The sequence below is a fragment of the Streptomyces sp. NPDC043853 genome, assembly GCF_056436025.1.
Window position 1 is genome coordinate 262,006 of sequence record NZ_JBWKDJ010000002.1, and the last position, 26,004, is coordinate 288,009.

At 71.4% G+C, this 26,004-nt stretch carries 19 protein-coding genes; 13 read left to right on the forward strand and 6 right to left on the reverse strand.

Annotated elements, in window-relative coordinates:
- Positions 1-273 precede the first annotated feature (273 nt).
- From AC067U_RS06465 to AC067U_RS06475, 3 genes are all read right to left on the reverse strand, one after another.
- Complete coding sequence (locus AC067U_RS06465; protein WP_478828510.1) at positions 274-1,827, reverse strand: hypothetical protein; 1,554 nt, start codon at positions 1,825-1,827, stop codon at positions 274-276.
- Entirely contained in the window at positions 1,824-3,329 is a 1,506-nt protein-coding gene (gene pelF / locus AC067U_RS06470; protein WP_478828511.1) for a GT4 family glycosyltransferase PelF, read from the reverse strand. The genes AC067U_RS06465 and pelF overlap by 4 nt, the downstream gene beginning before the upstream one ends.
- A gap of 148 nt (positions 3,330-3,477) precedes the next feature.
- Positions 3,478-5,565 (reverse strand): hypothetical protein, encoded by a 2,088-nt coding sequence (locus AC067U_RS06475; RefSeq protein ID WP_478828512.1) that lies wholly within the window; start codon positions 5,563-5,565, stop codon positions 3,478-3,480.
- A gap of 360 nt (positions 5,566-5,925) precedes the next feature.
- Here AC067U_RS06475 and AC067U_RS06480 point away from each other — a divergent pair, with 360 nt between their 5' ends.
- From AC067U_RS06480 to AC067U_RS06510, 7 genes are all read left to right on the forward strand, one after another.
- Entirely contained in the window at positions 5,926-7,455 is a 1,530-nt protein-coding gene (locus AC067U_RS06480; protein WP_478828513.1) for a leucyl aminopeptidase, read from the forward strand.
- A gap of 208 nt (positions 7,456-7,663) precedes the next feature.
- Positions 7,664-9,052, forward strand: coding sequence for a dihydrolipoyl dehydrogenase (gene lpdA, locus AC067U_RS06485; protein ID WP_393576762.1), 1,389 nt, complete (start codon positions 7,664-7,666; stop codon positions 9,050-9,052).
- Between the two features lie 59 nt (positions 9,053-9,111).
- Entirely contained in the window at positions 9,112-10,887 is a 1,776-nt protein-coding gene (sucB, locus tag AC067U_RS06490; RefSeq protein ID WP_478828514.1) for a 2-oxoglutarate dehydrogenase, E2 component, dihydrolipoamide succinyltransferase, read from the forward strand.
- Positions 10,888-11,016: 129 nt separating this feature from the next.
- A complete protein-coding gene (locus AC067U_RS06495; protein WP_478828515.1) occupies positions 11,017-12,426 on the forward strand; it encodes an esterase/lipase family protein in 1,410 nt (469 codons plus the stop codon).
- A gap of 189 nt (positions 12,427-12,615) precedes the next feature.
- Complete coding sequence (locus AC067U_RS06500; protein ID WP_478828922.1) at positions 12,616-13,239, forward strand: GntR family transcriptional regulator; 624 nt, start codon at positions 12,616-12,618, stop codon at positions 13,237-13,239.
- A gap of 220 nt (positions 13,240-13,459) precedes the next feature.
- Positions 13,460-16,153 carry a pyruvate dehydrogenase (acetyl-transferring), homodimeric type gene (aceE, locus tag AC067U_RS06505; protein ID WP_478828516.1) on the forward strand — a complete coding sequence of 898 codons (2,694 nt, stop codon included), beginning with the start codon at positions 13,460-13,462 and terminating at the stop codon, positions 16,151-16,153.
- A gap of 165 nt (positions 16,154-16,318) precedes the next feature.
- Positions 16,319-16,837: a DUF4240 domain-containing protein gene (locus AC067U_RS06510; RefSeq protein ID WP_478828517.1), complete on the forward strand. Its 519-nt coding sequence runs from the start codon at positions 16,319-16,321 to the stop codon at positions 16,835-16,837.
- Positions 16,838-16,901: 64 nt separating this feature from the next.
- Here AC067U_RS06510 and AC067U_RS06515 read toward each other — a convergent pair whose 3' ends face one another.
- Complete coding sequence (locus AC067U_RS06515) at positions 16,902-17,672, reverse strand: SDR family NAD(P)-dependent oxidoreductase (protein WP_478828518.1); 771 nt, start codon at positions 17,670-17,672, stop codon at positions 16,902-16,904.
- Positions 17,673-17,758: 86 nt separating this feature from the next.
- On the opposite strand from AC067U_RS06515, the gene AC067U_RS06520 reads away from it, so the two are divergent.
- Entirely contained in the window at positions 17,759-18,418 is a 660-nt protein-coding gene (locus AC067U_RS06520; RefSeq protein WP_478828519.1) for a TetR/AcrR family transcriptional regulator, read from the forward strand.
- Between the two features lie 82 nt (positions 18,419-18,500).
- On the opposite strand, the gene AC067U_RS06525 is transcribed toward AC067U_RS06520, so the two are convergent.
- Complete coding sequence (locus tag AC067U_RS06525) at positions 18,501-19,490, reverse strand: GlxA family transcriptional regulator (RefSeq protein ID WP_478828520.1); 990 nt, start codon at positions 19,488-19,490, stop codon at positions 18,501-18,503.
- 136 nt (positions 19,491-19,626) lie between these two features.
- Here AC067U_RS06525 and AC067U_RS06530 point away from each other — a divergent pair, with 136 nt between their 5' ends.
- The 4 genes from AC067U_RS06530 (at position 19,627) to AC067U_RS06545 (ending at position 23,849) form a co-directional block, all read left to right on the forward strand.
- Positions 19,627-20,217, forward strand: coding sequence for an isochorismatase family protein (locus AC067U_RS06530; protein WP_478828521.1), 591 nt, complete (start codon positions 19,627-19,629; stop codon positions 20,215-20,217).
- Between the two features lie 19 nt (positions 20,218-20,236).
- A complete protein-coding gene (locus AC067U_RS06535; protein WP_478828522.1) occupies positions 20,237-20,983 on the forward strand; it encodes a cysteine hydrolase family protein in 747 nt (248 codons plus the stop codon).
- Between the two features lie 308 nt (positions 20,984-21,291).
- The gene (locus AC067U_RS06540; RefSeq protein ID WP_478828523.1) at positions 21,292-22,455 is read left to right on the forward strand and encodes a hypothetical protein; all 1,164 of its coding nucleotides are present in this window, start codon (positions 21,292-21,294) and stop codon (positions 22,453-22,455) included.
- Positions 22,456-22,634: 179 nt separating this feature from the next.
- Positions 22,635-23,849: a CynX/NimT family MFS transporter gene (locus tag AC067U_RS06545; RefSeq protein ID WP_478828524.1), complete on the forward strand. Its 1,215-nt coding sequence runs from the start codon at positions 22,635-22,637 to the stop codon at positions 23,847-23,849.
- A gap of 66 nt (positions 23,850-23,915) precedes the next feature.
- Here AC067U_RS06545 and glnA read toward each other — a convergent pair whose 3' ends face one another.
- A complete protein-coding gene (gene glnA / locus AC067U_RS06550; protein ID WP_478828525.1) occupies positions 23,916-25,325 on the reverse strand; it encodes a type I glutamate--ammonia ligase in 1,410 nt (469 codons plus the stop codon).
- Positions 25,326-25,510: 185 nt separating this feature from the next.
- Here glnA and AC067U_RS06555 point away from each other — a divergent pair, with 185 nt between their 5' ends.
- Positions 25,511-25,978: an RDD family protein gene (locus AC067U_RS06555; protein ID WP_478828526.1), complete on the forward strand. Its 468-nt coding sequence runs from the start codon at positions 25,511-25,513 to the stop codon at positions 25,976-25,978.
- Positions 25,979-26,004: the final 26 nt, after the last annotated feature.

Here is a 26,004-nt window from a genome sequence, read left to right on the forward strand (position 1 = left end):
CGGAATCCGGCACCCTGCCCTCGCCTCAGCGGCCGTGGCAACGGCCGGCACCCACACGGCGGCGGAGTTCGGCCGCCTAGCCCACACGGCCGCCGGAATCCGGCACCCTGCCCTCGCCTCAGCGGCCGTGGCAACGGCCGGCACCCACACGGCGGCGGAGTTCGGCCGCCTAGCCCACACGGCCGCCGGACGGGGCCGCGCCCGCCCCGCACGGTCGGCGGGACGGGGCCGCCCGCCCGGCGCACGGGCGGGGCAACGGCCGGCACTCCGCGCTCAGCGGTGGGACGTGGCCCGGCCCAGCCGGCTGCAGGCCAAGGCCGAGAGGGAGAGAGCGGTGGCCCCCGCCACCAGGAGTTGCGCCGTGCGTGCCGGGGCCAGGCCGCCCAGGACGATCGCCGCCTGCATCGCCGCCGCGCCCGCCACCACCGCCGCCGCGACCCGGATCGCGCCGAAGGACTGGAGCAGCAGGCCGCTCCACATCACCGTGCCGAGGAGGAGCAGGATCGCCACGCGGGAGGCGGTGATCTGCGGCGCACCGGGCCAGAGCAGGGTGCCCACCACGCCCAGAACCAGCAGGACCCCCAGGTACGCGGCCAGGCAGCGGGCCAGCGTGGCCAGCATCGCCCGGCGGAACGCGCCCGTGGAGCGGGCCGCCCGCAGCCCGGTCAGGCTGCCGCTGCGGAACCGGTGCAGCAGCCACTCCGCCGGGCCCATGCTCAGCGTGAGCGCCACCGCCGTCGGCGCCGCCCCGGCCAGCACCTCCCCCAGCGCGGCGTACAGCACCAGCAGTCCGGTGCCGAGGCCGAACAGCCCGAACGGCACCGAGTCCGCCAGCCGCGGCCCGCGCGGGGCGAAGTCGTCCTCCGCGCCGCGCAGCACCCGCCACCGCACCGGGCCCTCGTCCGTGCGCCGCGCGAGCAGCCGCCGCAGCGCCGACCTGGCCGCCCGTACGCCCTCCGCCACCGGCAGCTCCCCCACCGCCAGCGCGCACGCCGCCAGCAGGGACAGCAGCAACAGACCGGTCCGGAGGGCGGCCGGCAGGTCCACGGCCAGCGAGGCCGCCGCGCCCGCCGCCATCGGCGCCAGCGCGTAGAGCAGGAGCCGCTCCCGGCCGAGGACCAGCAGCACCGTCGCGGCACCGACGTACACGGCCTGCCCGGCCGCGAAGGCGTACGAGAAGGCGGGTCCGCCGGGCACCGCGCACGCGGCGGCCGCGCCCAGCAGCGCTCCGGCCGGGGCGCCCACCAGCAGGGTGCGGCCGGCGGCCGCCCGGTCGCCGAGCCCCAGCCAGGAGTACGCCCGGTGGGACAGCGTCTGGTCCCAGACCCAGCCGATCAGCGCGCCCGCGAGGAGGGTGATCGTTCCGGCGGGCAGGCCGAGGCGGTCGGGCGGCCCGTCGAGCAGCGGCCCGCCGAGCAGGTACGCCAGCCCGGGCAGGACGAAGATCACGCCGCGGAGGAGGCAGGCGGCCAGGGAGACCCGCCAGGGGTCGGGCACGTCCTCCGGCTCCGGGAACTCGCGCGGGACCCGTGCGTACAGGTCCTCGGCGAGGGTGAAGGAGTCCTCGCGGCCGTAGGCGAGCCGGATGTGTTCGTCCGTCATGCCGTCGGACTCCAGGACGGCCGCGATCTCGTCCGGGTGCACGGCCGCGGAGACGAAGGTGCCGAGCCGGCCGGCGAGTTCCTCCATCGGGTCGGCGGCCAGGACGCCGCCCTCCGCGCCCTCCGCGCCCACCGCGGTACGGGCGGCGGCGCCGCGCGGCCGCGGGATCGCCGGGAGGCTGCCGGCCCCGGGGCCGGGCGGCTTCAGCCAGAGGGATCCGCTCACCAGGCGCTCCCCTCGGCCGCGAGCTCCCGCTGCCGGGACGGGCCGGCGCCGGAGTGCGGCGGGAAGGCCACCGGGCGGCCGGCCAGTTCGCGGTAGATGTGCCGGAAGCCGTCCACCGACTGGTGCAGGGTGAACTTCTCCACCACCCGCTGCCGGGACAGCCGTCCCAGCTCCGCGCGGCGCGCGTCGTCCCGGAGCAGGGCGAGGGTGGCCCGGGCCATGGTCTCGGGTTCCCGGGGCGGCACCACCAGTCCGGTGTCGCCGACCGCCTCGCGGACTCCGCCCACGTCCGTGGAGACGGTGGTCCGCCCGCAGGACATGGCCTCGATGATGCTGAACGGGAAGCCCTCGCTGATGCTGGAGAGCATCACGACGCTGCCGGCCGCGTAGGCGTCCGCGACCCGGTCGATGCGGCCCTCGTAGCTGATCCCGTCGGTGACGCCGAGTTCGGCGGCGAGTTTCTCCAGTCCCAGCCGGTAGTCCTCGCAGCCGGCCGGGACCGGCCCGAAGAGGCGGAGCCGGAGCGCCGGGAGTTCTTCGCGCATGAACGCGTAGGCGCGGACGAGGGTTTCCAGGTCCTTGATCGGGTCGATGCGGCCGCACCAGCTGAGGGTGGGCACCTCCGGCTCCGGTCCGGCCTCGGGAAAGCGGTGCGGGTCCACGCCGTTGTAGACCGTGCGGATCTTCTCGCCGGGCGCGCCGCCCCGTTCTTCCCAGCGGCGGTTGTACCGGTTGCAGGGGGTGATCAGGTCGGCCTGCCGGTAGCCCTCGGAGTTGAGCTCGCGGTAGAAGCCGAGCAGCAGGGCCTTGACCGGCCAGCGCTGCCGGTCGCTGCGATAGCCGAGATAGCGTTCGCGCAGGTAGATGCCGTGTTCGGTGAGGAGGAACGGTACCTCGTCGAGGTATTTCGCGGCGAGGGCCGGGAGGGTGGCCAGGCCGCTGCTGACGGCGTGCGCGACGCTGTCCGGGGGGAGCCGGACGGTGAGCGGGCGCAGCGCGTGTTCCAGCAGGTCGGTGGCGGCCAGCGCGTCGTGGATGGTGGGGCGGGCGCCGGCCGTGGCGAGGTCGGGGCGGGTCCACACGGCCATCAGGGTGCGCAGGACCGATTCGGAGCGCAGGGCCGGGGCGAGCCGTCCGGTCCGGGCGAGCAGGGCGAGTTCGCGGAGGGCGGCGCCGAAGCCCGTGCCGCTGTGCGCGGGGTCGAGGAGCGAGAGCAGGAACTGCTCGTAGAGGCCGAGGAAGCGGCGGTGCGCGCGGCCGCGCAGGGCGGTGCGGCGGCTGCGGGCGGGTGGCGGGCCCCAGAGCGGGAAGGCGGTGTGGCGGTAGACGTTGCGCGGCAGTTCCCAGGCGACCGGTTCACGGCCGGTGCCGGTGAGGGCCAGGACGTTGAAGTCGACTTCCGGCATCCCCCTGACCAGCTGGTCGCACCAGGTGCTGACGCCCCCGTGGACGTGCGGATAGGTGCCTTCGGTGAGCATGGTGACGTGACGCCCATGGCTCATGGATCTGTGTCCCCCCAAGGACGGAAAGGGAGCCGGCGCTCGCGGACGTGGCGAGCGCCGGCGGAAGAGGTGACGCGTCAGCGGTCAGCCGGTCGGCTCGTCAGCCACTCGGCCGCTCGGCTCGTCGGCCGGTGGACTGCTCGGCCGGTCAGCTGGGCAGCTTGAGCGTGACGGCCGACTGGAGCAGCTCGGGGCCGGTCCAGGCCGAGCGGGTGCCGGCGTAGGCGGTGCCGTACACGGTGGTGCCGAGGAGCATCTGCTTGCGGGTGCCCTCGGGGGCGGTCACCGGGGCGAGGACGCCGGCGGGGGCCTTGACGGTGACCGTGCCGCCGATGCGGTAGGCGGTGACCTTGTTCTCGGCGATCGCCTTGTCCCAGGCGGCCCGGCGCTGGAGTTCGACGCCGGTGTCCTTCTGGCTCTGGTTCACGATCGGGGTGTTGGCGTTGTACAGGGTGCGGTAGGTGCCGAGGACCTCGTCGAGGACGGGGTAGAGGGTGCGGTCCTCCGCCAGGTTGGACTGGTGGACGTAGTGCGGCCGCGGGTCGTTGGCCAGCACGTGCCGCATCGCGATGCGGGCCTCCTGCGGGACGATCCGCTCCAGGTAGCCGGTCGCCGGGTCCAGGGGCTCGGGCAGGCAGGTGGAGGTGCCGGGGTTGTCCTCGCAGATGCCGCTGCCGCCGTCGGCCCGGCTGGTGTAGATCCAGTTGTACTCGTCGGCCATCTCCTGGTTGGTGCCCGTGTTGTAGTACACGTTCATCGGGTGGCGGGGCACGGTGAGGGCGTTGCCCACGCCGCGCTGCGCGGGCTCGCGGGAGTTGTCGCTCGCGATCCACTTGACCCCGTTGTCGGCGAGGGCGCCGGCCAGGTTGGGGTTGTCCTGCGGCTGCTGCGGCAGGGTCCGCAAGCCCGAGTGCTCGCCGGTGACCAGTTCGGTGCGGTCCAGCGGGATGCCCTTCTGCACCGCCCAGTTGTGGTTGTCGCGGATCTGCGCGGAGATCTCGGAGCGGCTCATGTACTCGGGCTGGCCCTGCGCGTTGAGGGCGCACTTCCACGGGATGGCGGAGGTGTCCTGGACGCAGCCGAGGAAGGGGTGGGTGTAGGTGTGGTTGACCCACCGGTACGTGGCCCGGTCGGCGAGGAGCTGTGCGGTCATCGCGTCGGTGCCGCCGTGCTCGGTCTTCCACTCCTCGCCCGCGCCGGCGTTGAAGACCATGTCCAGCCTGAAGTTCTGCCGCTGCTGCCACTGGGCCGCGTACACGGCGTCGGCGGCGGTCATCCGGATCTCGCTCTCCAGGCCCTCGCCGCCGGGGCAGGCGTAGTCGCCGGGGGTGCAGTTCAGCTCGGTGTTCCAGCGGGCGTCGGGCGCGAAGACGTCGTCGACGTGGACGGCGAAGTAGTTGCGGCTCTGGCCGAGGTGGACGCCCTGGGTGAGCCATTCGACGATGCCGCGGGCGAGCAGCCGGTACTGCCGCTGGTACTGGTTGTAGCCGAAGGTGACCACGAGCTCGCTGCGCCCGTCGTGGACGTACTCGCCGAGCAGCGAGGCGCGGCCGGAGCCGACGGGTGCGTCGAGGTAGCTGGTGTAGCCGGGGCGCGGCTGTCCCATGAAGCCGTAGCTCTCCGGGATGAGGACGGCGTTGTCCTCGAAGTCGACGGCGCCGCCGAGGTATCCGAACGGGCCGGCCTTGCCGGCCGCGGTGATCGCCGCCTCGGTGCCGTCGAGCTCGCCGGCGTACCCCCCGTGGTCGGTGTACTCCAGGCCGACGCCGGGGTGGGCCCAGGTGTAGGCGTCCACCTGGCGGATCCCGTACGCCGTCTCGTACGCGGCGAGCGCGGCCATCTCGGCCGAGCCCTCGCCGAAGGGGTTCTCGTTCGGCAGGACCACGCCCTGGTACTTGGCGCGCGGCCGGCCGGTGGTGGCGTCCCTGGCCTCGCTGAGGAAGTCCTCGTTGATGACCGGGCGGTTCGCGCTGCCCAGTTCGACGCGGGTGAAGGGGACCCCGGTGTCCTTCAGTTCCGCGACGATCGCCTCGACCGAGCTGCCGCCGTCGTCGACGACCAGTACTTTCAGGTCGATCCTGGGTGTGACGGCCGCCTCGGCGGCCGGTGCGGCACTCACGGGGTCGGCGGGCGGTGCGAGTGCCGCCGCGGACGGGACCACGGGTGCTGCCACGGAGACGAGGGCTGCCGCGACCCATACGGCGGCAGCCCTGTTCATCCGGTTCCTGTTGACCATGTCGGCCTTTCCCCCCGCAGGCATCCCTCGACGCGGCCCGTGGCGGTCGGCGCCGGGCCGGGGAGGCTCTGTGGAAATCATGCAAAGGGACCCCGCGTCCCCTTGCGAGAGTGGCTCGAGTCTGTCGGACCCCGGCCGATCGAATAGGCAAACCTTGAACAGTCGCCACAGATGGGTGAACCTGGCGGCACGTTGATCGAACAACCTGCCAAACCTTCGAGTGCCGTACGGACTGCGGCGTACGCGTACGCTCGGTTCCGGCGGCCGCCCGGGCCGGAAGTACGATCGCGGACGGCCGGCGACCCCGGCATGGGCGCCACTGCCCCACATCACACATAACGGAAGCGAGACCTCACTACCGTGACTGCTCTGACTCTCAGCACTGCCGGCGCCGCGACGCTGCGCGCCGACGCCCTCGTGGTCGGTGTGGCCAAGGGCGCCAAGGGCGCCGTCGTCGCCACCGGCGCCGAGGCCGTGGACACGGCGTTCGACGGAAAGCTCGCCGCCGTGCTCGACGCCCTGGGTGCCTCGGGCGCCGAGGGCGAGGTCACCAAGGTGCACGCGCCGGCCGGCCTGAAGGTCCCGGTCGTGCTGGCGGTCGGCCTCGGCCCGCTGCCGGAGAAGGACGAGTCCTACGACGAGGAGACGCTCCGCCGGGCCGCCGGTGCCGCGGCCCGTGCCCTGTCCGGTGCCAAGAAGGCCGCGTTCGCGCTGCCGCTGGAGGACGCCTCCGCCGTCACCGCCGTCGCCGAGGGCGCGCTGCTGGGCGCGTACGCCTTCACCGCGTACCAGGGCGGCGAGAAGAAGGGCAAGGAGAACGGCGGCCCCAAGCTGCCGCTCGCCGAGGTGGCCCTGCTGGGCGCCAAGCCGCGCGACAAGGAGCACAAGGCCGCCGCCGAGCGCGCGAAGATCGTCGCCGCCGAGGTCAACATCGCCCGCGACCTGATCAACACCCCGCCGAACGACCTGACCCCCGAGGCCTTCGCCGCCGTGGCCCAGACCACGGCCAAGGAGCTGGGCGTCAAGGTCCAGGTGCTCGACGAGAAGGCGCTCACCAAGGGCGGCTACGGCGGCATCATGGGCGTCGGCAAGGGCTCCGAGAACCCGCCGCGCCTGGTCAAGATCGCCTACACCCACCCGGACGCGGAGAAGCACCTCGCCTTCGTCGGCAAGGGCATCACCTACGACTCGGGCGGCATCTCCCTCAAGCCGGCCGGCCACAACGAGACCATGAAGTGCGACATGTCCGGTGCCGCCGCCGTGTTCTCCGCCGTGGTCGCGGTGGCCAAGCTGGGCCTGCCGGTCAACGTCACCGGCTGGCTGGCGCTCGCCGAGAACATGCCGTCCGGATCCGCCACCCGCCCCGGCGACGTCCTGCGCATGTACAGCGGCAAGACCGTCGAGGTGCTGAACACCGACGCCGAGGGCCGCCTGGTCCTGGCCGACGCGCTGACCCGGGCCTCGGAGGAGAACCCGGACGCGATCGTCGACGTGGCGACCCTGACCGGCGCGATGGTGCTGGCGCTGGGCAACCGCACCTTCGGCATCATGGCCAACGACGACGCCTTCCGGACCTCGGTCCACGAGATCGCCGAGGAGGTCGGCGAGGCGTCCTGGCCGATGCCGCTCCCCGCCGACCTGCGCAAGGGCATGGACTCCCCGACCGCCGACATCGCCAACATGGGTGAGCGGATGGGCGGCGGCCTGGTGGCCGGTCTGTTCCTGCAGGAGTTCGTCGGCGAGGGCATCACCTGGGCGCACCTGGACATCGCGGGCCCGGCCTTCCACGAGGGCGCCCCGTACGGCTACACCCCCAAGGGCGGCACCGGCTCCGCGGTGCGGACCCTCGTCCGGCTGGCCGAGCGCACCGCCACCGGCGACCTCGGCTAGGGCTCGAGCCGACCGTCGGGCGGGATCGGCGATCATGTGTGGCCCCGGGCCGGGAAGCCCGGGGCCGCGCTGTTTGTTCGGTCATGCGAAGATGGGTCCTCGGCAGGACAGGGCCCCCACCACAGGGCCGAAAATAAGCGGCCGATTACCAGCCGCCGCCCGGTCATGAGAGGACCGGTGCCCGGCGCACATGCATGGAGGACGTGACGTGGCGAACGACGCCAGCACCGTTTTCGACCTAGTGATCCTCGGCGGTGGCAGTGGCGGTTATGCCGCGGCTCTGCGCGCTTCCCAGCTGGGTCTGGACGTTGCCCTGATCGAGAAGAACAAGCTCGGCGGCACCTGCCTGCACAACGGCTGCATCCCCACGAAGGCTCTGCTGCACGCGGGCGAGATCGCGGACCAGGCGCGCGAGGCCGCGCAGTTCGGTGTGAAGACCTCCTTCGAGGGCATCGACATCGCCGGTGTGCACAAGTACAAGGACGACGTCATCGCCGGCCTGTACAAGGGCCTGCAGGGCCTGGTCGCCTCCCGCAAGGTGACCTACATCGAGGGTGAGGGCCGGCTGTCCTCCCCGACCTCCGTCGACGTGAACGGGCAGCGCATCCAGGGCCGCCACGTCCTGCTCGCGACCGGCTCCGTGCCGAAGTCCCTGCCGGGCCTGACCATCGACGGCAACCGGATCATCTCCTCCGACCACGCGCTGGTCCTGGACCGGGTCCCGGAGTCGGCGATCATCCTGGGCGGCGGCGTCATCGGCGTCGAGTTCGCCTCCGCGTGGAAGTCCTTCGGCACCGACGTCACCGTCATCGAGGGCCTGAAGCACCTCGTCCCGGTCGAGGACGAGAACAGCTCCAAGATCCTCGAGCGTGCCTTCCGCAAGCGCGGCATCAAGTTCAACCTCGGCACCTTCTTCGACAAGGCCGAGTACACCGAGAACGGCGTGCGGGTCACCCTGGCCGACGGCAAGACCTTCGAGGCCGAGGTGCTGCTGGTCGCCATCGGCCGCGGCCCGGTCTCCCAGGGCCTGGGCTACGAGGAGCAGGGCGTCGCGATGGACCGCGGCTACGTCCTGGTCGACGAGTACATGCAGACCAACGTGCCGACCATCTCCGCCGTCGGTGACCTGGTCCCGACCCTCCAGCTCGCGCACGTCGGCTTCGCCGAGGGCATCCTGGTGGCCGAGCGCCTGGCCGGTCTGAAGACCGTCCCGATCGACTACGACGGTGTGCCGCGCGTCACGTACTGCCACCCCGAGGTCGCCTCCGTCGGCATCACCGAGGCCAAGGCCAAGGAGATCTACGGCGCGGACAAGGTCGTGGCCCTGAAGTACAACCTGGCGGGCAACGGCAAGAGCAAGATCCTGAAGACCGCGGGCGAGATCAAGCTCGTCCAGGTCAAGGACGGTGCCGTGGTCGGCGTCCACATGGTCGGTGACCGGATGGGCGAGCAGGTGGGCGAGGCCCAGCTGATCTACAACTGGGAAGCCCTGCCGGCCGAGGTCGCGCAGCTCATCCACGCGCACCCGACCCAGAACGAGGCGCTCGGCGAGGCCCACCTGGCCCTGGCCGGCAAGCCGCTGCACGCACACGACTGATCCAGTCACGGGCGCGACGACCGACCATTTCCGCAATTCCGTTAGGAGCAACAGAAACCATGGCGGTTTCCGTAACCCTTCCGGCGCTCGGTGAGAGCGTCACCGAGGGCACTGTCACCCGTTGGCTGAAGGCCGAGGGCGAGCGCGTCGAGGCCGACGAGCCGCTGCTCGAGGTGTCGACCGACAAGGTCGACACCGAGATCCCCTCCCCCGTCTCCGGCATCCTGGCGTCCATCAAGGTCGCCGAGGACGAGACCGTCGAGGTCGGCGCCGAGCTCGCCGTCATCGACGACGGCTCCGGCGCGCCGGTCGCGGCTGCCGCTCCGGCCGCCGAGGCCCCGGCCGCCCCGGCCCCGGTGGCCGAGGCCCCCGCCGCCCCGGCGCCGGTCGCCGAGGCTCCGGCCGCCCCCGCAGCCGCGCCTGCGGCGGGCGTCGCCGCCTCCGGCACCGATGTCGTGCTGCCCGCCCTGGGCGAGTCCGTCACCGAGGGCACCGTCACCCGCTGGCTGAAGGCCGTCGGCGAGTCGGTCGAGGCCGACGAGCCGCTGCTGGAGGTCTCCACCGACAAGGTCGACACCGAGATCCCGGCGCCGGTTTCCGGCACCCTGCTGGAGATCCTGGTGGGCGAGGACGAGACCGCCGAGGTCGGCGCCCGTCTCGCCGTGATCGGTGTCGCCGGTGCGGCTCCGGCCGCGCCCGCCGCCCCGGCCGCCCCGGCCCCGGCTGCCGCCCCGGTCGCCGCTCCGGCCCCGGTCCAGGCTGCCGCCCCCGTGGCCGCTCCGGCTCCGGTCCAGGCTGCCGCCCCGGTCGCCGCCCCGGCTCCGGTCCAGGCTGCCGCCCCGGTCGCCGCCCCGGCCCCGGTCGCCGCTCCCGCTGCGGCCGCCCCGGCGGTCTCCGGTGACGAGGGTGCGTACGTGACCCCGCTGGTGCGCAAGCTCGCCTCGGAGTCCGGCGTCAACCTGAACACGGTCACGGGCACCGGTGTCGGTGGCCGTATCCGCAAGCAGGACGTCCTGGCCGCCGCCGAGGCCGCCAAGGCCGCTGCCGCCGCTCCGGCGCCGGTCGCCGCCGCTGCCGCCCCGGCCGCCAAGGCCCCGGCCGCCGCGGTCTCCGAGCTGCGTGGTCAGACCGTCAAGATGACCCGCATGCGCAAGGTCATCGGCGACAACATGATGAAGGCGCTGCACGGGCAGGCCCAGCTGTCCTCCGTGATCGAGGTGGACATCACCAAGATCATGAAGCTGCGCGAGAAGGCCAAGGCGGGCTTCCTGGCCCGTGAGGGCGTCAAGCTCTCCCCGATGCCGTTCTTCGTCAAGGCCGCGGCCCAGGCGCTGAAGGCCCACGCGGTCGTCAACGCCCGGATCAACGAGGACGAGGGCACCATCACCTACTTCGACTCGGAGAACATCGGCATCGCCGTGGACTCCGAGAAGGGCCTGATGACCCCGGTCATCAAGGGTGCGGGCGACCTCAACCTGGCCGGCATCTCCAAGGCGACCGCCGACCTGGCGGGCAAGGTCCGCAGCAACAAGATCACGCCGGACGAGCTGTCGGGCGCGACCTTCACCATCAGCAACACCGGCTCGCGCGGTGCGCTGTTCGACACCGTCATCGTGCCGCCGAACCAGGTCGCCATCCTGGGCATCGGCGCCACCGTCAAGCGTCCGGCGGTCATCGAGACCGCCGAAGGCACCGTCATCGGCGTCCGCGACATGACGTACCTGACGCTGTCCTACGACCACCGTCTGGTGGACGGCGCGGACGCCGCCCGCTACCTGACCGCCGTCAAGGCGATCCTGGAGGCCGGCGAGTTCGAGGTCGAGCTCGGCCTCTGAGGCCACCCCCTGAGGCTCCCGTAGCCGCAGGTCGCACGACACACGACGGCGCCCTTGTCCGGAACTCCTCCGGACAAGGGCGCCGTCGTCCTACGCTGGCCCGTCCAGGGACGACCGACGGGGGCTTGCATGGCGCGTGCTCAGGTGACCGACCTGGTCGTGGTGGTGCCGGGCATCATGGGCAGCCGGCTGGCCGACGCCGACGGCAGGCCGGTCTGGGACCTCTCGGGTGCCGCCCTCCTGCACGGCCTGCGCACCCTCGGCGGCTCCCTGCGCGCCCTCCGGCTCCCCAAGGACATCGGGGACGGCCACCCCGGCGACGGCATCGTGCCCGTGGGCCTGATGCCGGACCTGCACGCGATCCCCGGCATCTGGCACCCCGTCGACGGCTACACCGACCTGCTGGGGTGGCTGGAGCGGTCCTTCACCCTGACGCCCGGCGAGAACCTGCTCCCCTTCCCCTACGACTGGCGCCTCTCCTGCCGCTACAACGCGGCCCGGCTGAAGGAGGCCGTGGAGCGGCGGCTGGAGGGGTGGCGCGCCTCGGCCCCAGAGCGCCGCGAGGCCCGGGTGGTCCTCGTCTGCCACTCGCTGGGCGGCCTGGTAGCCCGCCACTACGTGGAACTCCTCGGCGGCCACGAGGTGACCCGCCGCGTGATCACCCTGGGCACCCCGCACCGAGGGTCCCTGGACGCGCTGGCCCACCTGGTGGACGGCGTCCGCGGGGGCTGGGGTCCGTTCGGCCTGGACCTGACGGACTTCGCCCGCAGCCTTCCCTCGCTGCACCAGCTGACGCCGGACTACGCGTGCGTGGCGGGGGCGGGCGCGGGAGGGCTGGCGTACGTCCGTGACCTGCCGGGGCTCCCGGGGGTCGATCACGGACTCCTGCGGGACGCGGCCGCCTTCCACGCGGACCTCCGCCGGGCGGCCGACCGCCCCTCGCCCACCCCCCTCCACCCCGTCACGGGCATCGGCCAGCCCACGCACACCACCGCGGAACTCACCGGGGCCGAGCTGACGCCGCTGTGGCTGATCAACGGGGTGGACGAACTCGGCGACGGCACGGTCCCCCGGCTGGCGGCCCGCCCCGCGAACGCCGACAACTCGGGCTATCCGGTGGAGGAGTCCCACACCCCGTGCGAACAGCACGGCTCCCTGCAGAACAACCAGGGCGTACGGGACGCCCTGGCGGGACTCCTCGGCCGGGAGGCGCCCTTCCACCGGGAAGCTCCTCCGGACGCCGTCCAGCTGAGCGTGCTCGCTCCCCCGCTGCCGGCGCCGGGAGTGCCGTACGAGGTCTCGGTGACGGTCCCGCCGGAGACCCGCGACCACGACGGGCTCCACCTGACCGCGGAGCTCCGCCCGGCCGACGGCTCGGAACCGCGGGTCCGGACGGTGCGCCCGCTGGGCGAGGGCCGCTACACGGCCTCCTTCCCTCCGCCGGCCCCGGGCGCGTACCGCCTGGCCGTACGCGTCACGGACCGCCCGGAGACGACGGTGACGGCGCTGACCCTGGTGGGAGGTCCCGACGGCGTCTGAGGACACATCGCCGGCCGGATGTGCGGGACGCCGGGAGCGACCCCGGGTGACCGGCCGGGCGGCGGTTGTTACCAGCCTCACCCGGCGGCCCTGAGCTCCAACGCTTCGCTCGGGGCTACTCCGCCGTATTGTCTACGTGTCTACGCATCTTCAGCTGCGCACGCCCCCTCAGGAGATGAAGCACCGATGATCACCCCACCCGTCGTGCACTCGCTGCGCGAGCAGATCCGCGAGCACATCGTGGAGGGGATCGTCAGCGGGCGCTGGAAGCCCGGCGAGCGGATCGTCGAGCGGCGGATCGCCGTCGAGCTGGAGGTCAGCCAGACGCCGGTGCGCGAGGCGCTGCGCGAGCTGGAGACGCTGCGGCTGATCGAGTCCGCGCCGAACAAGGGCGTCCGCGTACGGAACCTGTCGGCGGCGGACCTGGAGGAGATCTACCCGGTCCGGGCCGGCCTGGAGCAGATCGCGGCCGAGCTGGCGGCGCCTCGGCTGGCGGCGGACTGCTCGGCGCTGGAGCCGCACGTCGAGGCGCTGTGGGACGCCGACCGCCGGGAGGACGGCACCGCGCAGGTGCGGCACACCGTCGGTTTCCACCGGGAGATGGTGCGGGCGGCCGGGAACAGCGTGCTGCTGCACACCTGGGAGAGCCTGGGCATCGAGGTGTTCACGGCCCTGTCGATCCGTTGGCTGGGGACCGTGCAGAAGTCGTACGCCGAGGAGCACGAGGCACTGATCCAGGCGTTCCGGCGGCAGGATCCGGACATCGGCCTGCTGGTGAAGCGGCACGTTCTGGGCTGCGCTCCCCGGGCCTGAATATGAGTTTGTCCTGATTTGACCGGCACCGCGTGCCTATTTTTATGGCACGCGGTGCCGACTTTTGCCTTCTCGACCAATTCGCGACCACTTTTGTTTGATCGATCATCGATCAGGGTCTTACAGTCGTCGCGGGCCCCAACCGGGTCCATCGGCCCTGTCCTGCCCGTCAGGGTTCCTGTCTCACCCCCCTCCTTACTCTGGAAGGCGGCGCACACCGATGTCCGACCCCGTAGCAAAGCTTCCGAGCGAGCTCGACCAGCTCCCGGACCGCGACACCGAGGAGACCGCCGAGTGGGCGGCCTCCCTGGACGCCGTCGCCAAGGCTGCCGGTACGCGCCGTGCCGAGTACCTCCTCCGCCGTACCCTCCAGCACGCCGAGGCCGCCGGGCTCGCCCTGCCGAAGCTCCTGGAGACGGACTACGTCAACACCATCCCCACCTCCGCGGAGCCCGAGTTCCCGGGTGACGAGGAGATGGAAGCCAAGATCACCGCGTGGAACCGCTGGAACGCGGCCGCGATGGTCACCCGCGGCTCCAAGTACGGCGTCGGCGGCCACATCGCCACCTTCGCCTCGGCGGCCTGGCTCTACGAGACCGGCTTCCAGCACTTCTTCCGGGGCAAGGAGGCCGACGGCTCGGGCGACCAGCTCTACATCCAGGGCCACGCCTCCCCCGGCATCTACGCCCGCGCCTTCCTCGACGGGCGCGTCTCCGAGCAGCAGCTCGACAACTTCCGGCAGGAGTCGGGCGGCAACGGCCTCCCGTCCTACCCGCACCCGCGGCGCCTGCCCTGGCTGTGGGAGTTCCCCACGGTCTCCATGGGCCTCGGCCCGCTCTCCGCGATCTACCAGGCGCGCTTCAACCGCTACCTGCAGAACCGGAACATCAAGGACACCGCCAACTCGCACGTCTGGGCCTTCCTGGGCGACGGCGAGATGGACGAGCCCGAGTCGACCGCCGCCCTGGCCCTCGCGGCCCGTGAGCGCCTCGACAACCTGACCTTCGTCGTCAACTGCAACCTGCAGCGCCTCGACGGTCCGGTGCGTGCCAACTTCCGCATCGTGCAGGAGCTGGAGGCGCAGTTCCGCGGCGCCGGCTGGAACGTCGTCAAGACCCTGTGGGGTTCCGCCTGGGACGAGCTGTTCCAGCTCGACACCACCGGCGCCCTGGTCCGCCGTCTCCGCGAGACCCCGGACGCGCAGTTCCAGACGTACGCCACCCGCGACGCGGCCTACATCCGCCAGCACTTCTTCGGCGGCGACCCGGCCCTCACGGCCCTCGGCGGCCTGCTGTCCGACGCGAAGATCTCCGAGTGCTTCCACACCTCGCGCGGCGGCCACGAGCCCCGCAAGGTCTACGCCGCGTACAAGGCCGCCCTGGAGCACAAGGGCGCGCCGACGGTCATCCTGGCGCAGACCGTCAAGGGCTACACCCTGGGTGCCGGGTTCGAGTCGAAGAACGCGAACCACCAGATGAAGAAGCTGACCATCGACGAGTTCAAGGGCATGCGCGACCTGCTCGGACTCCCGATCCCGGACAGTGCCTTCGAGAGCGGCGTCGTCCCCTACGGCCACCCGGGCGAGAACTCCCCCGAGGTCCGCTACCTGCACGAGCGCCGCGCGGCCCTCGGCGGCCCGGCCCCGGCCCGCCGGGTCCACCAGGTGGCCCTGCCGCAGCCGGCCGACAAGTCCTACGCCCCGCTACTGAAGGGTTCCGGCAAGCAGGAGATGGCCACCACCATGGCCTTCGTCCGGCTCGTCAAGGACCTGATGCGGGACAAGGAGACCGGCCGCCGCTGGGTGCCGATCGTCCCCGACGAGGCCCGTACCTTCGGTATGGAGTCGCTCTTCCCGTCGGCCGGCATCTACTCGCCGCTGGGCCAGACGTACGAGCCGGTCGACCGCGACCAGCTGATGTACTACAAGGAAGCCAAGGACGGCCAGATCCTCAACGAGGGGATCACCGAGGCCGGCGCCATGGCCGACTTCATCGCCGCCGCCACGTCGTACGCGACGCACGGCGAGACGATGATCCCGTTCTACATCTTCTACTCGATGTTCGGCTGGCAGCGGACCGGCGACCAGATGTGGCAGCTCGCCGACCAGCTCGGCAAGGGCTTCATCGTGGGCGCCACGGCCGGCCGCACCACCCTGACCGGTGAGGGCCTGCAGCACGCCGACGGCCACTCGCACCTGATCGCGGCCACCAACCCGGCCTCGCTCAACTACGACCCGGCCTTCGCGTACGAGATCGCGGTGATCGTCAAGGACGGTCTGAAGCGGATGTACGGGGAGAACCCCGAGGACGTCTTCTACTACCTGACGGTCTACAACGAGCCGAAGCCGCAGCCGGCCATGCCGGAGGGTGTGGAAGAGGGCATCGTCAAGGGTCTCTACCGGTTCAACACGGCGGCGGACCTGGCCGAGCAGGGTGCGGCCGCCCCGGCCGCCGACGCCCCGAAGATCCAGCTCATGGCCTCGGGTACGGCGATCCACTGGATCCTGGAGGCCCAGCGCCTGCTGGCCGCCGACTGGAACGTGTCCGCCGACGTGTGGTCCGCCACCTCGTGGGGCGAGCTGCGCCGCGACGCGCTGGAGGCCGACGAGGCCCTGCTGCGCGGCGAGGAGCGCACCCCGTACGTCACCAAGGTGCTGGAGGGTGCTCAGGGCCCGGTGCTGGCGGTCTCCGACTGGATGCGCCAGGTACCGGACCAGATCAGCCAGTGGGTGCCGCAGGACTACACCTCGCTGGGTACGGACGGCTTCGGCCTGTCCGACACCCGTGAGGGTGCGCGCCGCCACTTCGGTGTCGACCCGCAGTCCATCGTGGTCGCCGCGCTGGCCCAGCTGGCGCGCCGCGGCGAGGTCCCGGCCTCGGCCGTGAAGGAGGCCCGGGAGCGCTACGGCCTGTAGGGCCGCCCGGTCACCCCGGTGCCGCACGGCACCGCCCGTTCCACCGCCGAAGGCCGGTGTCCGCCCCGCACGGGGTCCGGACACCGGCCTTCGGTCGTACGCGGCCGGTCTTTGGCCGTATGCGCGGTGGCGGGGCGCGGACCGAGCCAGGATGCTTGAGCCGTGATGGACGAGACGGAGTTCTGGGCGATCATCGACGGCACGCGCGAGGCCGCCGAGGGCGACCCCGAGGAGCAGGCCGATCTGCTCGTGGAGCGGCTGACCCGGCTGGACCCCGATTCCGTGCTCGACTTCGCGCGGCACTTCGAGTCCCGCTACAACCGGGCGTACACCTGGGAGCTGTGGGGGGCCGCCTGGGTGCTGCTCGACGGCGCCAGTGACGACGCGTTCGACTATTTCCGGTGCTGGCTGATCGGCCAGGGGCGGGAGGTGTTCGAGGGCGGCGTCCACGAACCCGACCGGCTCGCGGAGCTGCTGGGCGAGTTCGACGAGGAGGTCGACGGTGACGGGGAGGAGCTGGGGTACGCGGCGGACGAGGCGTACGAGCAGCTCACCGGGGTGGTCGCACCCGATCTGGGGATCCCGCTGCAGGCGGCGGAGCCGGAGGGCGCCCCGCTGGACTTCGAGAACGAAGACGTGCTGGCGGAACGCTTCCCCCGGCTCTGGGACCGCTTCCGCGGATGAGGCCCGCCCGCGGAAGCCCGTGGCGGCGCTGCCGGTCGCGGCCGCGGCCGCGACCGTGCTCCTCCTAGTAGTGGGTGCCGCCGTCGATCCGGATCTCGGTGCCGGTGATGAAGGCGCCGTCCTCGGAGCCGAGCATGGCGACCACGCCGGCGACGGTGTCCGGGCCGGCGAAGCCCTGGCCGATGGCCGGGGCCAGTTTGGCGAAGAGCGACCAGTCGGTGTCCTCGGGCAGGCCGGGGCCGGAACCGGTGGTCATGCCGCTCTCGATGGAGCCGGGGGCGACGCAGACCACCCGCAGCCCCTGCTTGCTGTACTCGGCGGCCAGTGAGTGGCTCATGGACTGGATGCCGCCCTTGGTGGCCGCGTACGCGGACATGTAGGGGTGGGCGAAGGAAGCCGAGGTGGAGCTGAAGTTGACGATGACGGGCCGGTCGCCGGCCAGCAGGGCCGGGACGGACTCGCGGATCATCAGGAAGGTGCCGGTCAGGTTGACGGCGATGATCCGGTTCCAGAGGTCCAGGGTCGTCTTGTGGGTGTGCTCGGAGCGCAGGATGCCGGCCGCGTTGACGAGTACGTCGATGCCGCCGAGCGCGTCGACGGCGAGCGCCACGCCTTCCTTGACCGCGCCCTCGTCGGAGATGTCGAGCACGGCGGTGGTCAGCCGGTCGGCGGCGCCGTCGGCGGCCGCCTTCTCGGCGGTGGCCTTGAGGCCGGCTTCGCTGACGTCGACGGCGTGGACCCGGCCGCCCTCGGCGAGAATGCGGTGGACGGTGGCCCGGCCGATGCCGGAGCCGCCGCCGGTGATGAGGACGCGTCGGTCTATGTAACGGTTCATGTGCCGAGCGTACGAGGCCGTGACACGTTTTGCCAGACTGACAAATGAGGCATTTGCCCTCGGCAACCAGGGGTACCCTTCCCTACGTGAGATCCCCTCGTCCGTACTCCCCCAGTTCCGGTGCGGCGGCACAGTCGCTGACCGAGCGGCGCAAGGCCGCCACCCAGCTCGACATCGCCCGCGCGGCCTGCGAGCTCTTCGCCGAACACGGTCCCGACGGCACCACCGCCGAGGACATCGCGCACCGCGCCGGCGTGGCCCTGCGCACCTTCTACCGCTACTTCCGCAACAAGCAGGACGCGGTCGCGCCCCTGCTCGCGGGAGGCGGCGACGAGTGGCGGGCGCTGCTCGCCGAGGAGGAGCCCGGCACTCCGCTGGCAGAAGCCCTGGAGCGCGCCGTCACCCGGACCCTCTCCGGCCCGGTGGCCGTGGCCGAAGGCCTCAACTGGACCCGGGGCCTGCTCCGCGCCGCCACCGGCGACCCGGCCCTGCGCGCGGTCTGGTACCGCGTGAACCAGGACTCCGAGGAGGACCTGGTCCCGATCCTGACCCGGCTCGCCGGGCCTTCCGCGGACGCCCTGCAGATCCGCCTGCTGGCCGCCGCCGCGACCGACGCGATCCGGGTCTCCCTGGAGGTCTGGTCCGGCACGGACGCCGCCCCCACCGGCCCGGGCTCCCCCGCCGAACTGGCCGTCCGCTCCCTCCGCGAACTCACCCGCGGCATGGCGGTCCTGGCCGGGGACTGAAAAGCCGGGGGACGGAAGCCGGGGGACGGAAGCCGGTACGGAGGCGTGCACGGGTGCCGCCGGCCGGACCCGCCCGCGGTCGTCAGCCGGAGTGCCGGAACCGGTTGCGGTACTCCGTGGGCGTCGTGTTCAGCTTGCGCCGGAAGGCCCGGATCAGCGTGTCCACGGTGCCGAAGCCGCACAGCGCCGCGACACGGTCGAGGGTGTCGTCCGTCGACTCCAGCCGGTTCCGCGCCATCTCCACCCGCGCCGACTCGACGTACGCGGCCGGGGTCGTGCCCAGCTCGGTCTTGAAGACCCGGGTCAGCTGCCGTTCGCTCATGTGCGCGTACTCGGCGAGGTCCCCGATGGTCAGCTTGCCGCCGATGTTCTGCGTGACGTAGTGCCGCAGGTCCTCCATCCGGCGGGTCGTGGCGACCGCCTCGGTGGGGACGCTGAACTGGCTCTGCCCGCTGGGGCGCTTGAGGTACATGACCATCTGCCGGGCCACGCGCAGGGCCATGGCCTCGCCGAAGTCCTCGGCCACCAGGGCCAGTGACAGGTCCAGGCAGGCGGTGATGCCCGCACCGGTCCACACCTTGCCGTCGCGGATGAAGATGGGGTCGGCGTCCACGTCCACGGCCGGGTGGTCGGCGGCGAGCTGCTGGGCGGTGGACCAGTGGGTGGTGGCGCGTTTGCCGTCGAGCAGCCCGGCCGCCGCGAGCAGATGTGCGCCCACGCACACCGAGGCCACCCGCTTCGACCTGTCGGCCAGTTTGCCGACCCACTCGACGATGACGGGGTCGGTGACGGCGTGGACGCGGCGGTCCTCGTCGACCTCGACGGAGCCGGGGACCAGCAGGGTGTCGATGGAACGCCCGGCGGCCTCCCGGAAGGTGATGTCGGGGAGGATGCGCACCCCCGCGGAGGTGGTGACCGGTTCCATCGTCTCGGCCGCCAGCGCCACCTGGTATCCGCCGGCGTTCCCGGTCTCGCGCTGGAGCAGGGCGAAGACCTCGGGAGGGCCCGTGACGTCGAGGAGGTCGACGCCTTCGAAGAGGAGCACCACTATGAACCGGTTGAGGTCGCCCACGGGCAGATCCGTTCGTCGAGCGGGGGGTGTCGGTATCTGCAAGTTACATGACATTGCCGTCACTTGATCGGGTTCCTAGCGTGGAGGTGTGCCCTTCGCGGGCTCCCAGGCTTCCTTTTCGAAAGACGGTGCAGTCATGCCTTCCACCACCCTGCGCGACCTCAGCGGCCTCGACCAGACCCCGGCCGTCCTGGCGTCCTCGACCCTGATCCTGGTGGACTACCAGAACACCTACACCCAGGGCGTGATGGAGCTGGAGGGGTGGCAGGACGCCCTCGCCGCCGGCGCTCTCCTCCTGGCCCGCGCCCGTGAGGCCGGCGCCACCGTCATCCACGTCATCAACGACGGCGGCGAGGGCGGCGCGTACGACATCCGCCAGGAGATCGGCCGGATCCACCCGTCCGTCGCCCCGGTCGACGGCGAGGAGGTCGTGGTGAAGACCACCCCGAACTCCTTCAACGAGACCAACCTCGGCGAGCTGGTCGACAAGGCCGACCACCAGGACGTGGTGATCGCCGGATTCATGACGCACATGTGCATCCAGTACACCGCCCACGGCGCGTTCCTGCGCGGCAACCGGGCCACCGTCGTCGCCGACGCCTCGGCCACCCGCTCGCTGCCCGCCCTCGGCGCCGAGGTGCCCGCCGCGCAGGTCCACGCCGGCGCGCTCGCCACCATCGAGGACCTCTGGGGTGTCGTCGTTCCGTCCGTCAACGAGCTGGGCTGAGGATTTCACGATGCTGTCGATGCGCAACCGCGTCACCACCACCGCTCTGGCGGCGGCCTTCACCGGCATGGCCCTGCTGGCCACGGGCTGTTCGAGTGACAAGGATTCCGGCAAGGACGCCGAGGACACCAAGCCGAAGGCCGCGGCCGTGGCCTCGGCCGAGGCGGTGGACGTCTCCAAGACGACCACGCTGCGGAAGCTGAACGGCCTGCCGGACACTCCCGCGAAGCTCTCCTCCTCCACGCTGATCATGGTGGACTACCAGAACACCTACACGCAGGGCGTGATGGAGCTGGAGGGGTGGAAGCCCGCTCTGGACGAGGCCGCCGCACTGCTGGAGAAGACCCGCAAGGCCGGGGGCAAGGTCATCCACGTCGTCAACGACGGCGGCAAGGGCACTCCCTACGACGTCAACGCGGAGATCGGGAAGATCCACCCCAAGGTCGCGCCGATCGCCGGCGAGCCGGTCGTGGTGAAGACCAAGCCCAACGGCTTCCTGGACACCGACCTCGCCAAGCGCGTGGACGAGGCCGGCAACAAGGACGTGGTGATCGCCGGGTTCATGACGAACATGTGCGTCACGTTCACCACCGAGGGGGCGTTCCTGCGCGGGAACAAGCCCACCGTGGTGGCCGCCGCCTCCGCGACGCGCCCGCTGCCGTCCCCGGCCGGGAACGTGTCGGCGCAGCAGGTGCACAAGGCCGCCCTGGCGACGATCGGCGACCTGTACGGCGTGGTCGTGCCGAACGCCGCCGCCCTGAGCTGATCAGGCCCCTGCTCGCCCCCTCTTCCTCCCGAAGAGCCCCGCCGTGGCGGGTGTTGCGGTCGGTTCCCGGCCCGCGGCACCCGCCACGGCGATTCCCGACCCACCCCGTGAAACCGGAGTGATTAGCTCCATTCATCTGGAAAGCCCGAAATGAACATGCTTCATATGATTTATGCGAAATAAACCACTCCGCCTCGGATAGTGCTGTGCCATCCGATAGTTCCCTGCGAATCGGCCCGCGCCCTACGTTGATCGCGGGTGGCCGAAAGACCACCCGTTGGCCACAACTTGCAGGGGAATGAACGGCCTTGACGACTCGTAGACAATTCATAGGCACCACCGCAGCGGCAGTCAGCGCGGCGACCGTGCTCGGCTCGACCTCGGCTTTCGCCGAGGAGGCCCCCACCACCGACGCAGCCCTCGCCGCCGTCGACGAGAAGACGGCACGCGACGCGATGCGCGCCGTCAACGCGGCCATGCGCACCAACTACGCCGACCTCAAGGCCAAGCTCATCAAGGAGCTCGGCCCGGTCATCATCGTCCAGAACAACGCCATCGGCGGCCGCTTCCGCCTGGTCAACAAGGGCACCGTGCTGGAGACCGTCGACCCGGTCCCCGAGGTGTTCGAGCTGGCCAAGTCGATCGCGCATGTTCCGCTCGGCATCTACTCGACCGCCGGCTCCTACCTCAGCGACCGGGTACCCAACGTCGCCAACGCGGCCCGCATCGACGCCCACGACCTGGACATGGTGTCCATCGAGGGCCCCGGGTCCACGGCCTGGATCGCCCCGCTCCAGGCGTTCCGGGACAAGCTCCGGGACGCCAAGGTCAAACTGTCCCGCGCGAACCTGCCCCGGGACCTCGAAGAGTCCTGCAACACGATCCTGTCCGAGGCGATCAGCTTCATCAACAACTCGGTGCAGAACCGGGTCTTCGACATCCCCACCTTCCAGGAGTTCTCCAAGAAGGTCTACCCGGCGGTCCGGGTCAACATGAAGCACTCCTCCGCCGCCCAGATCAGCGGCGTCGGGGGCCTGATGAGGCGCTGGCGCACCCAGCTCGGCGAGGCCGCCTGGAGCGACCTCTACGTGTGCGTGCTGTCGATCTGGACGACGTCCGAGCTGAACCAGGCGTCGATCATCATCAAGCAGCACATGAACCAGGCCAAGGTCGCCTCCCACCTGATCGACCTGCCGACCGTCGAGTCCCCCTCCGACCCGGTGGCCGTGGCGCTGGACAACCTCGCCCGCATCGTCCAGGACAACATCGCCGCCGAGATGGTGTTCGCCGCGGACCTCCGCGTCGCCGACGCCCTCAAGGGCAAGGAGGACCTCCTGTCCCAGGAGATCCTCGTCCAGATCGGCGGTGGCAGCTCCACCGGCACCGCCGGCGGTACCGGTGTCGCCGACACCGCCGCCTTCGGCGCGGCCGCGAAGGGCGCGTGCCCGGTCTCTCACACCCTGCAGGTCTGACACACCGCACTGACGAACCTGCCCCGGGGACGGCCGGGGCAAGGCGATGGCCTCCCGCACAGCAGCCCTGACCGCGCTGCCCCGTGGGGGGCCGTTGCCGTCCTCCTGGGGAGACGATCTTGATACGCACGTCCCGAGGTGCCCGCCTGTGGGTTCTTCTCGGCCTGGCATTACTCGCCGTGAACCTACGCGCGGCGATCACTTCCATCCCGCCGCTCCTCGGCGAGCTGGAGCTCGCATTCGACCTGTCAGGGGCGCAGACGAGCCTCCTGACCACCCTGCCGGTCGCCTGTCTGGGAGGAGTGGCGGCACTCGCCCCGCCCCTGTCCCGGAAGATCGGCACCGAGGCGGCCATCGCGGCCGCTCTGACCCTCCTCACCACGGGGCTCGTCCTGCGGGCCCTGCCCTACACGGCATGCCTGTTCACCGGGACGGTCCTGGCCGGGGCGGGGATCGCGATCGGCAACGTCCTCATGCCCGCCGTGGTCAAGCGTCACTTCGAGGCCCGGATGGGGTCCGTCATGGGAATCGCGCTCACCCTGATGGCAGGCAGTGGCGCCGTGGCCGCGGCCCTCGCCGTCCCCGTCCACGACGCCGCCGGCCTGCGGGTGGCGCTCGCCGCCTGGGCGGTCCCGTCCCTGCTCGCACTCCTCCTGTGGGGACCCCTCACCCTGCGGAAGCGCACCGGCGGCGGCTCCCCGGCCCGGCCGCGGCGCGGCGAGTCGCTCCTGGGATCACGGCTCGCCTGGGCCGTCGCCGGATTCCTCGGCGTGGTGTCCCTGATGTTCTACGTGCTGGTGTCCTGGCTCCCGGAGATCATGCAGGACGGCGGCCACTCCGCCGCCGAGGCCGGGCTGATGATGTCCGTCATGCTCGCCATCGGCATTCCCCTCGGCTTCGTCGTCCCGGTGGTCGCCGCACGCCTGCACGACCAGCGCCCTCTGGTCGTGGCCGTGGCCACGCTGAAGGTGATCGGGATGACCGGGATCCTCCTCGACCCGCAGGCGGCCTGGGTCTGGGTCGTCGTCCTCGGGATCGCCACCGGCAGCGCGTTCCCCCTGGCCATCACCCTGCTCGGACTGAGGTCGGCGGACCCTCTCACCGCGGCCCGCCTGTCCGGGATGGCCCAGACCTTCGGATACCTCCTCGCGGGCGTCGGACCGCTCGCCGTCGGGCTGCTCCACGACCTCGCCGGCACCTGGCAATGGCCCCTCTGGGTCCTCATCGCCCTGGCCTGCCCGGGCACCTGGTGCGGTCTGCGAGCGGCGCGGCCCGGACACGTCCGGACGGGCCGTCGGTCCGGCCCGGCCGGTCGGCCCGACGGCCCGGCGGCACCCGTCCCGGCGAAGATCCCCGCTCAACGGCGACGTACGCACGCCGACGCGCAATTCTGAGCAGAGCCGGAAAGGACGAAGGCCCCGCCGCTCTCCTTGGAGAGCGGCGGGGCCTTCACCTGCTTCTTAGAGGTCGAAGTAGAGCTCGAACTCGTGCGGGTGCGGACGCTGCGCGATCGGGGCGATCTCGTGCGTGCGCTTGTAGTCGATCCAGGTCTGGATCAGGTCGGGGGTGAAGACACCGCCGGCCAGGAGGTACTCGTGGTCCTCCTCCAGGGCCTTGAGGACGTCCTCCAGGCTGGTCGGGACCTGCGGGACGTTCGCGTGCTCGTCGGGCGAGAGCTCGTAGAGGTCCTTGTCGATCGGCTCCATCGGCTCGATCTTGTTCTTGATGCCGTCGAGGCCGGCGAGCAGCAGCGCCGAGAAGGCCAGGTACGGGTTGGACGACGGGTCCGGCGCGCGGAACTCGACGCGCTTGGCCTTCGGGTTCGAGCCCGTGATCGGGATGCGCATGGCCGCGGAGCGGTTGCGCTGCGAGTAGACCATGTTGACCGGCGCCTCGAAGCCCGGAACCAGGCGGTGGTACGAGTTCACCGTCGGGTTGGTGAAGGCGAGCAGCGACGGGGCGTGCTTGAGGATGCCGCCGATGTAGTAGCGGGCGGTGTCCGACAGGCCCGCGTAGCCGGCCTCGTCGTAGAAGAGGGGCTCGCCGCCCTGCCACAGCGACTGGTGCACGTGCATGCCCGAGCCGTTGTCACCGAAGATCGGCTTCGGCATGAAGGTCGCGGTCTTGCCGTTCTTCCAGGCGACGTTCTTCACGATGTACTTGAAGAGCATCAGGTCGTCGGCCGCGGCCAGCAGCGTGTTGAACTTGTAGTTGATCTCGGCCTGGCCGCCGGTGCCGACCTCGTGGTGCTGGCGCTCGACCTGGAGGCCCTGGGCGTCGAGCTCCAGGGAGATCTCGGCGCGCAGGTCGGCGAAGTGGTCGACCGGGGCGACCGGGAAGTAGCCGCCCTTGTAGCGGACCTTGTAACCGCGGTTGTTCTCCTCGGAGCCCGTGTTCCAGGCGCCGGCCTCGGAGTCGATGTGGTAGAAGCCCTCGTTCGCGGTGGTCGCGAAGCGCACGCTGTCGAAGATGTAGAACTCGGCCTCGGGGCCGAAGAACGCGGTGTCGGCGATGCCGGTGGAGGCGAGGTACGCCTCGGCCTTCTTCGCGATGTTGCGCGGGTCGCGGCTGTAGGCCTCGCCCGTGATCGGGTCGTGGATGAAGAAGTTGATGTTCAGCGTCTTGTCGCGGCGGAACGGGTCCAGGCGCGCGGTGGTGATGTCGGCGCGCAGAGCCATGTCGGACTCGTGGATGGCCTGGAAGCCGCGGATCGAGGAGCCGTCGAAGGCGAGCTCCTCCGCCGGGTCGAATGCCCGAGCCGGGATGGTGAAGTGCTGCATCACACCAGGCAGGTCGCAGAAGCGGACGTCGACGAACTTGACGTCGTTCTCCTCGATGTACTGCTTCACTTCGTCGGCGTTCTGGAACATCCAACTCCTCCTACTCCCGACCCCGGGGGAGGGACGGGTTGTATAGCTCGTGGTGCGTCAGTGCGGTGCCGCACGCTGACCCGACCATAAGCAGACGGGATTTCTCAAGCATGACCCATTTGTTTCGCACAAGTTAACCAGGGTCCCGTCGAGGAGTGCTTGAGCCACCCGGGTACCGTGGTCGAGTGGACAACAGGCAAGCAATCGGATCATGGCTCTCCGGCCCCCGTGCGGCCGCCGAGGATATGGGCGTCGAGTTCGGCTACCCGGGCCAACAGCTGGGCCTGCCGCAGCAGGGGCCCGGCTCCGTGGCCCGCTTCGGGCGGCGGCTGGGCGCGCTGCTCGTCGACTGGCTGGCCTGTCAGCTGATCGCGTTCGGCCTGATCACGAACCGGGACTGGGTCGCGGCGGGCAACTGGGCGCTGCCGGTGTTCGCCGTGCTGGCCGTGCTGACGCTGGGCACGGTGGGCTTCACTCCCGGAAAACGCCTCCTGGGCCTGCGGGTGGTCGCCGAGGGCGGCGGACGCCTCGGGATCCTGCGGGTGCTGCTGCGCACCGTACTGCTGGTGCTGGTCGTCCCGGCGCTCGTCTGGGACCGCGACGGGCGCGGCCTGCACGACCGGCTCTCCCGCGCGGTGCAGGTCCGGATCTAGGAACGCGAAGCAGCGAAGACGCGGCA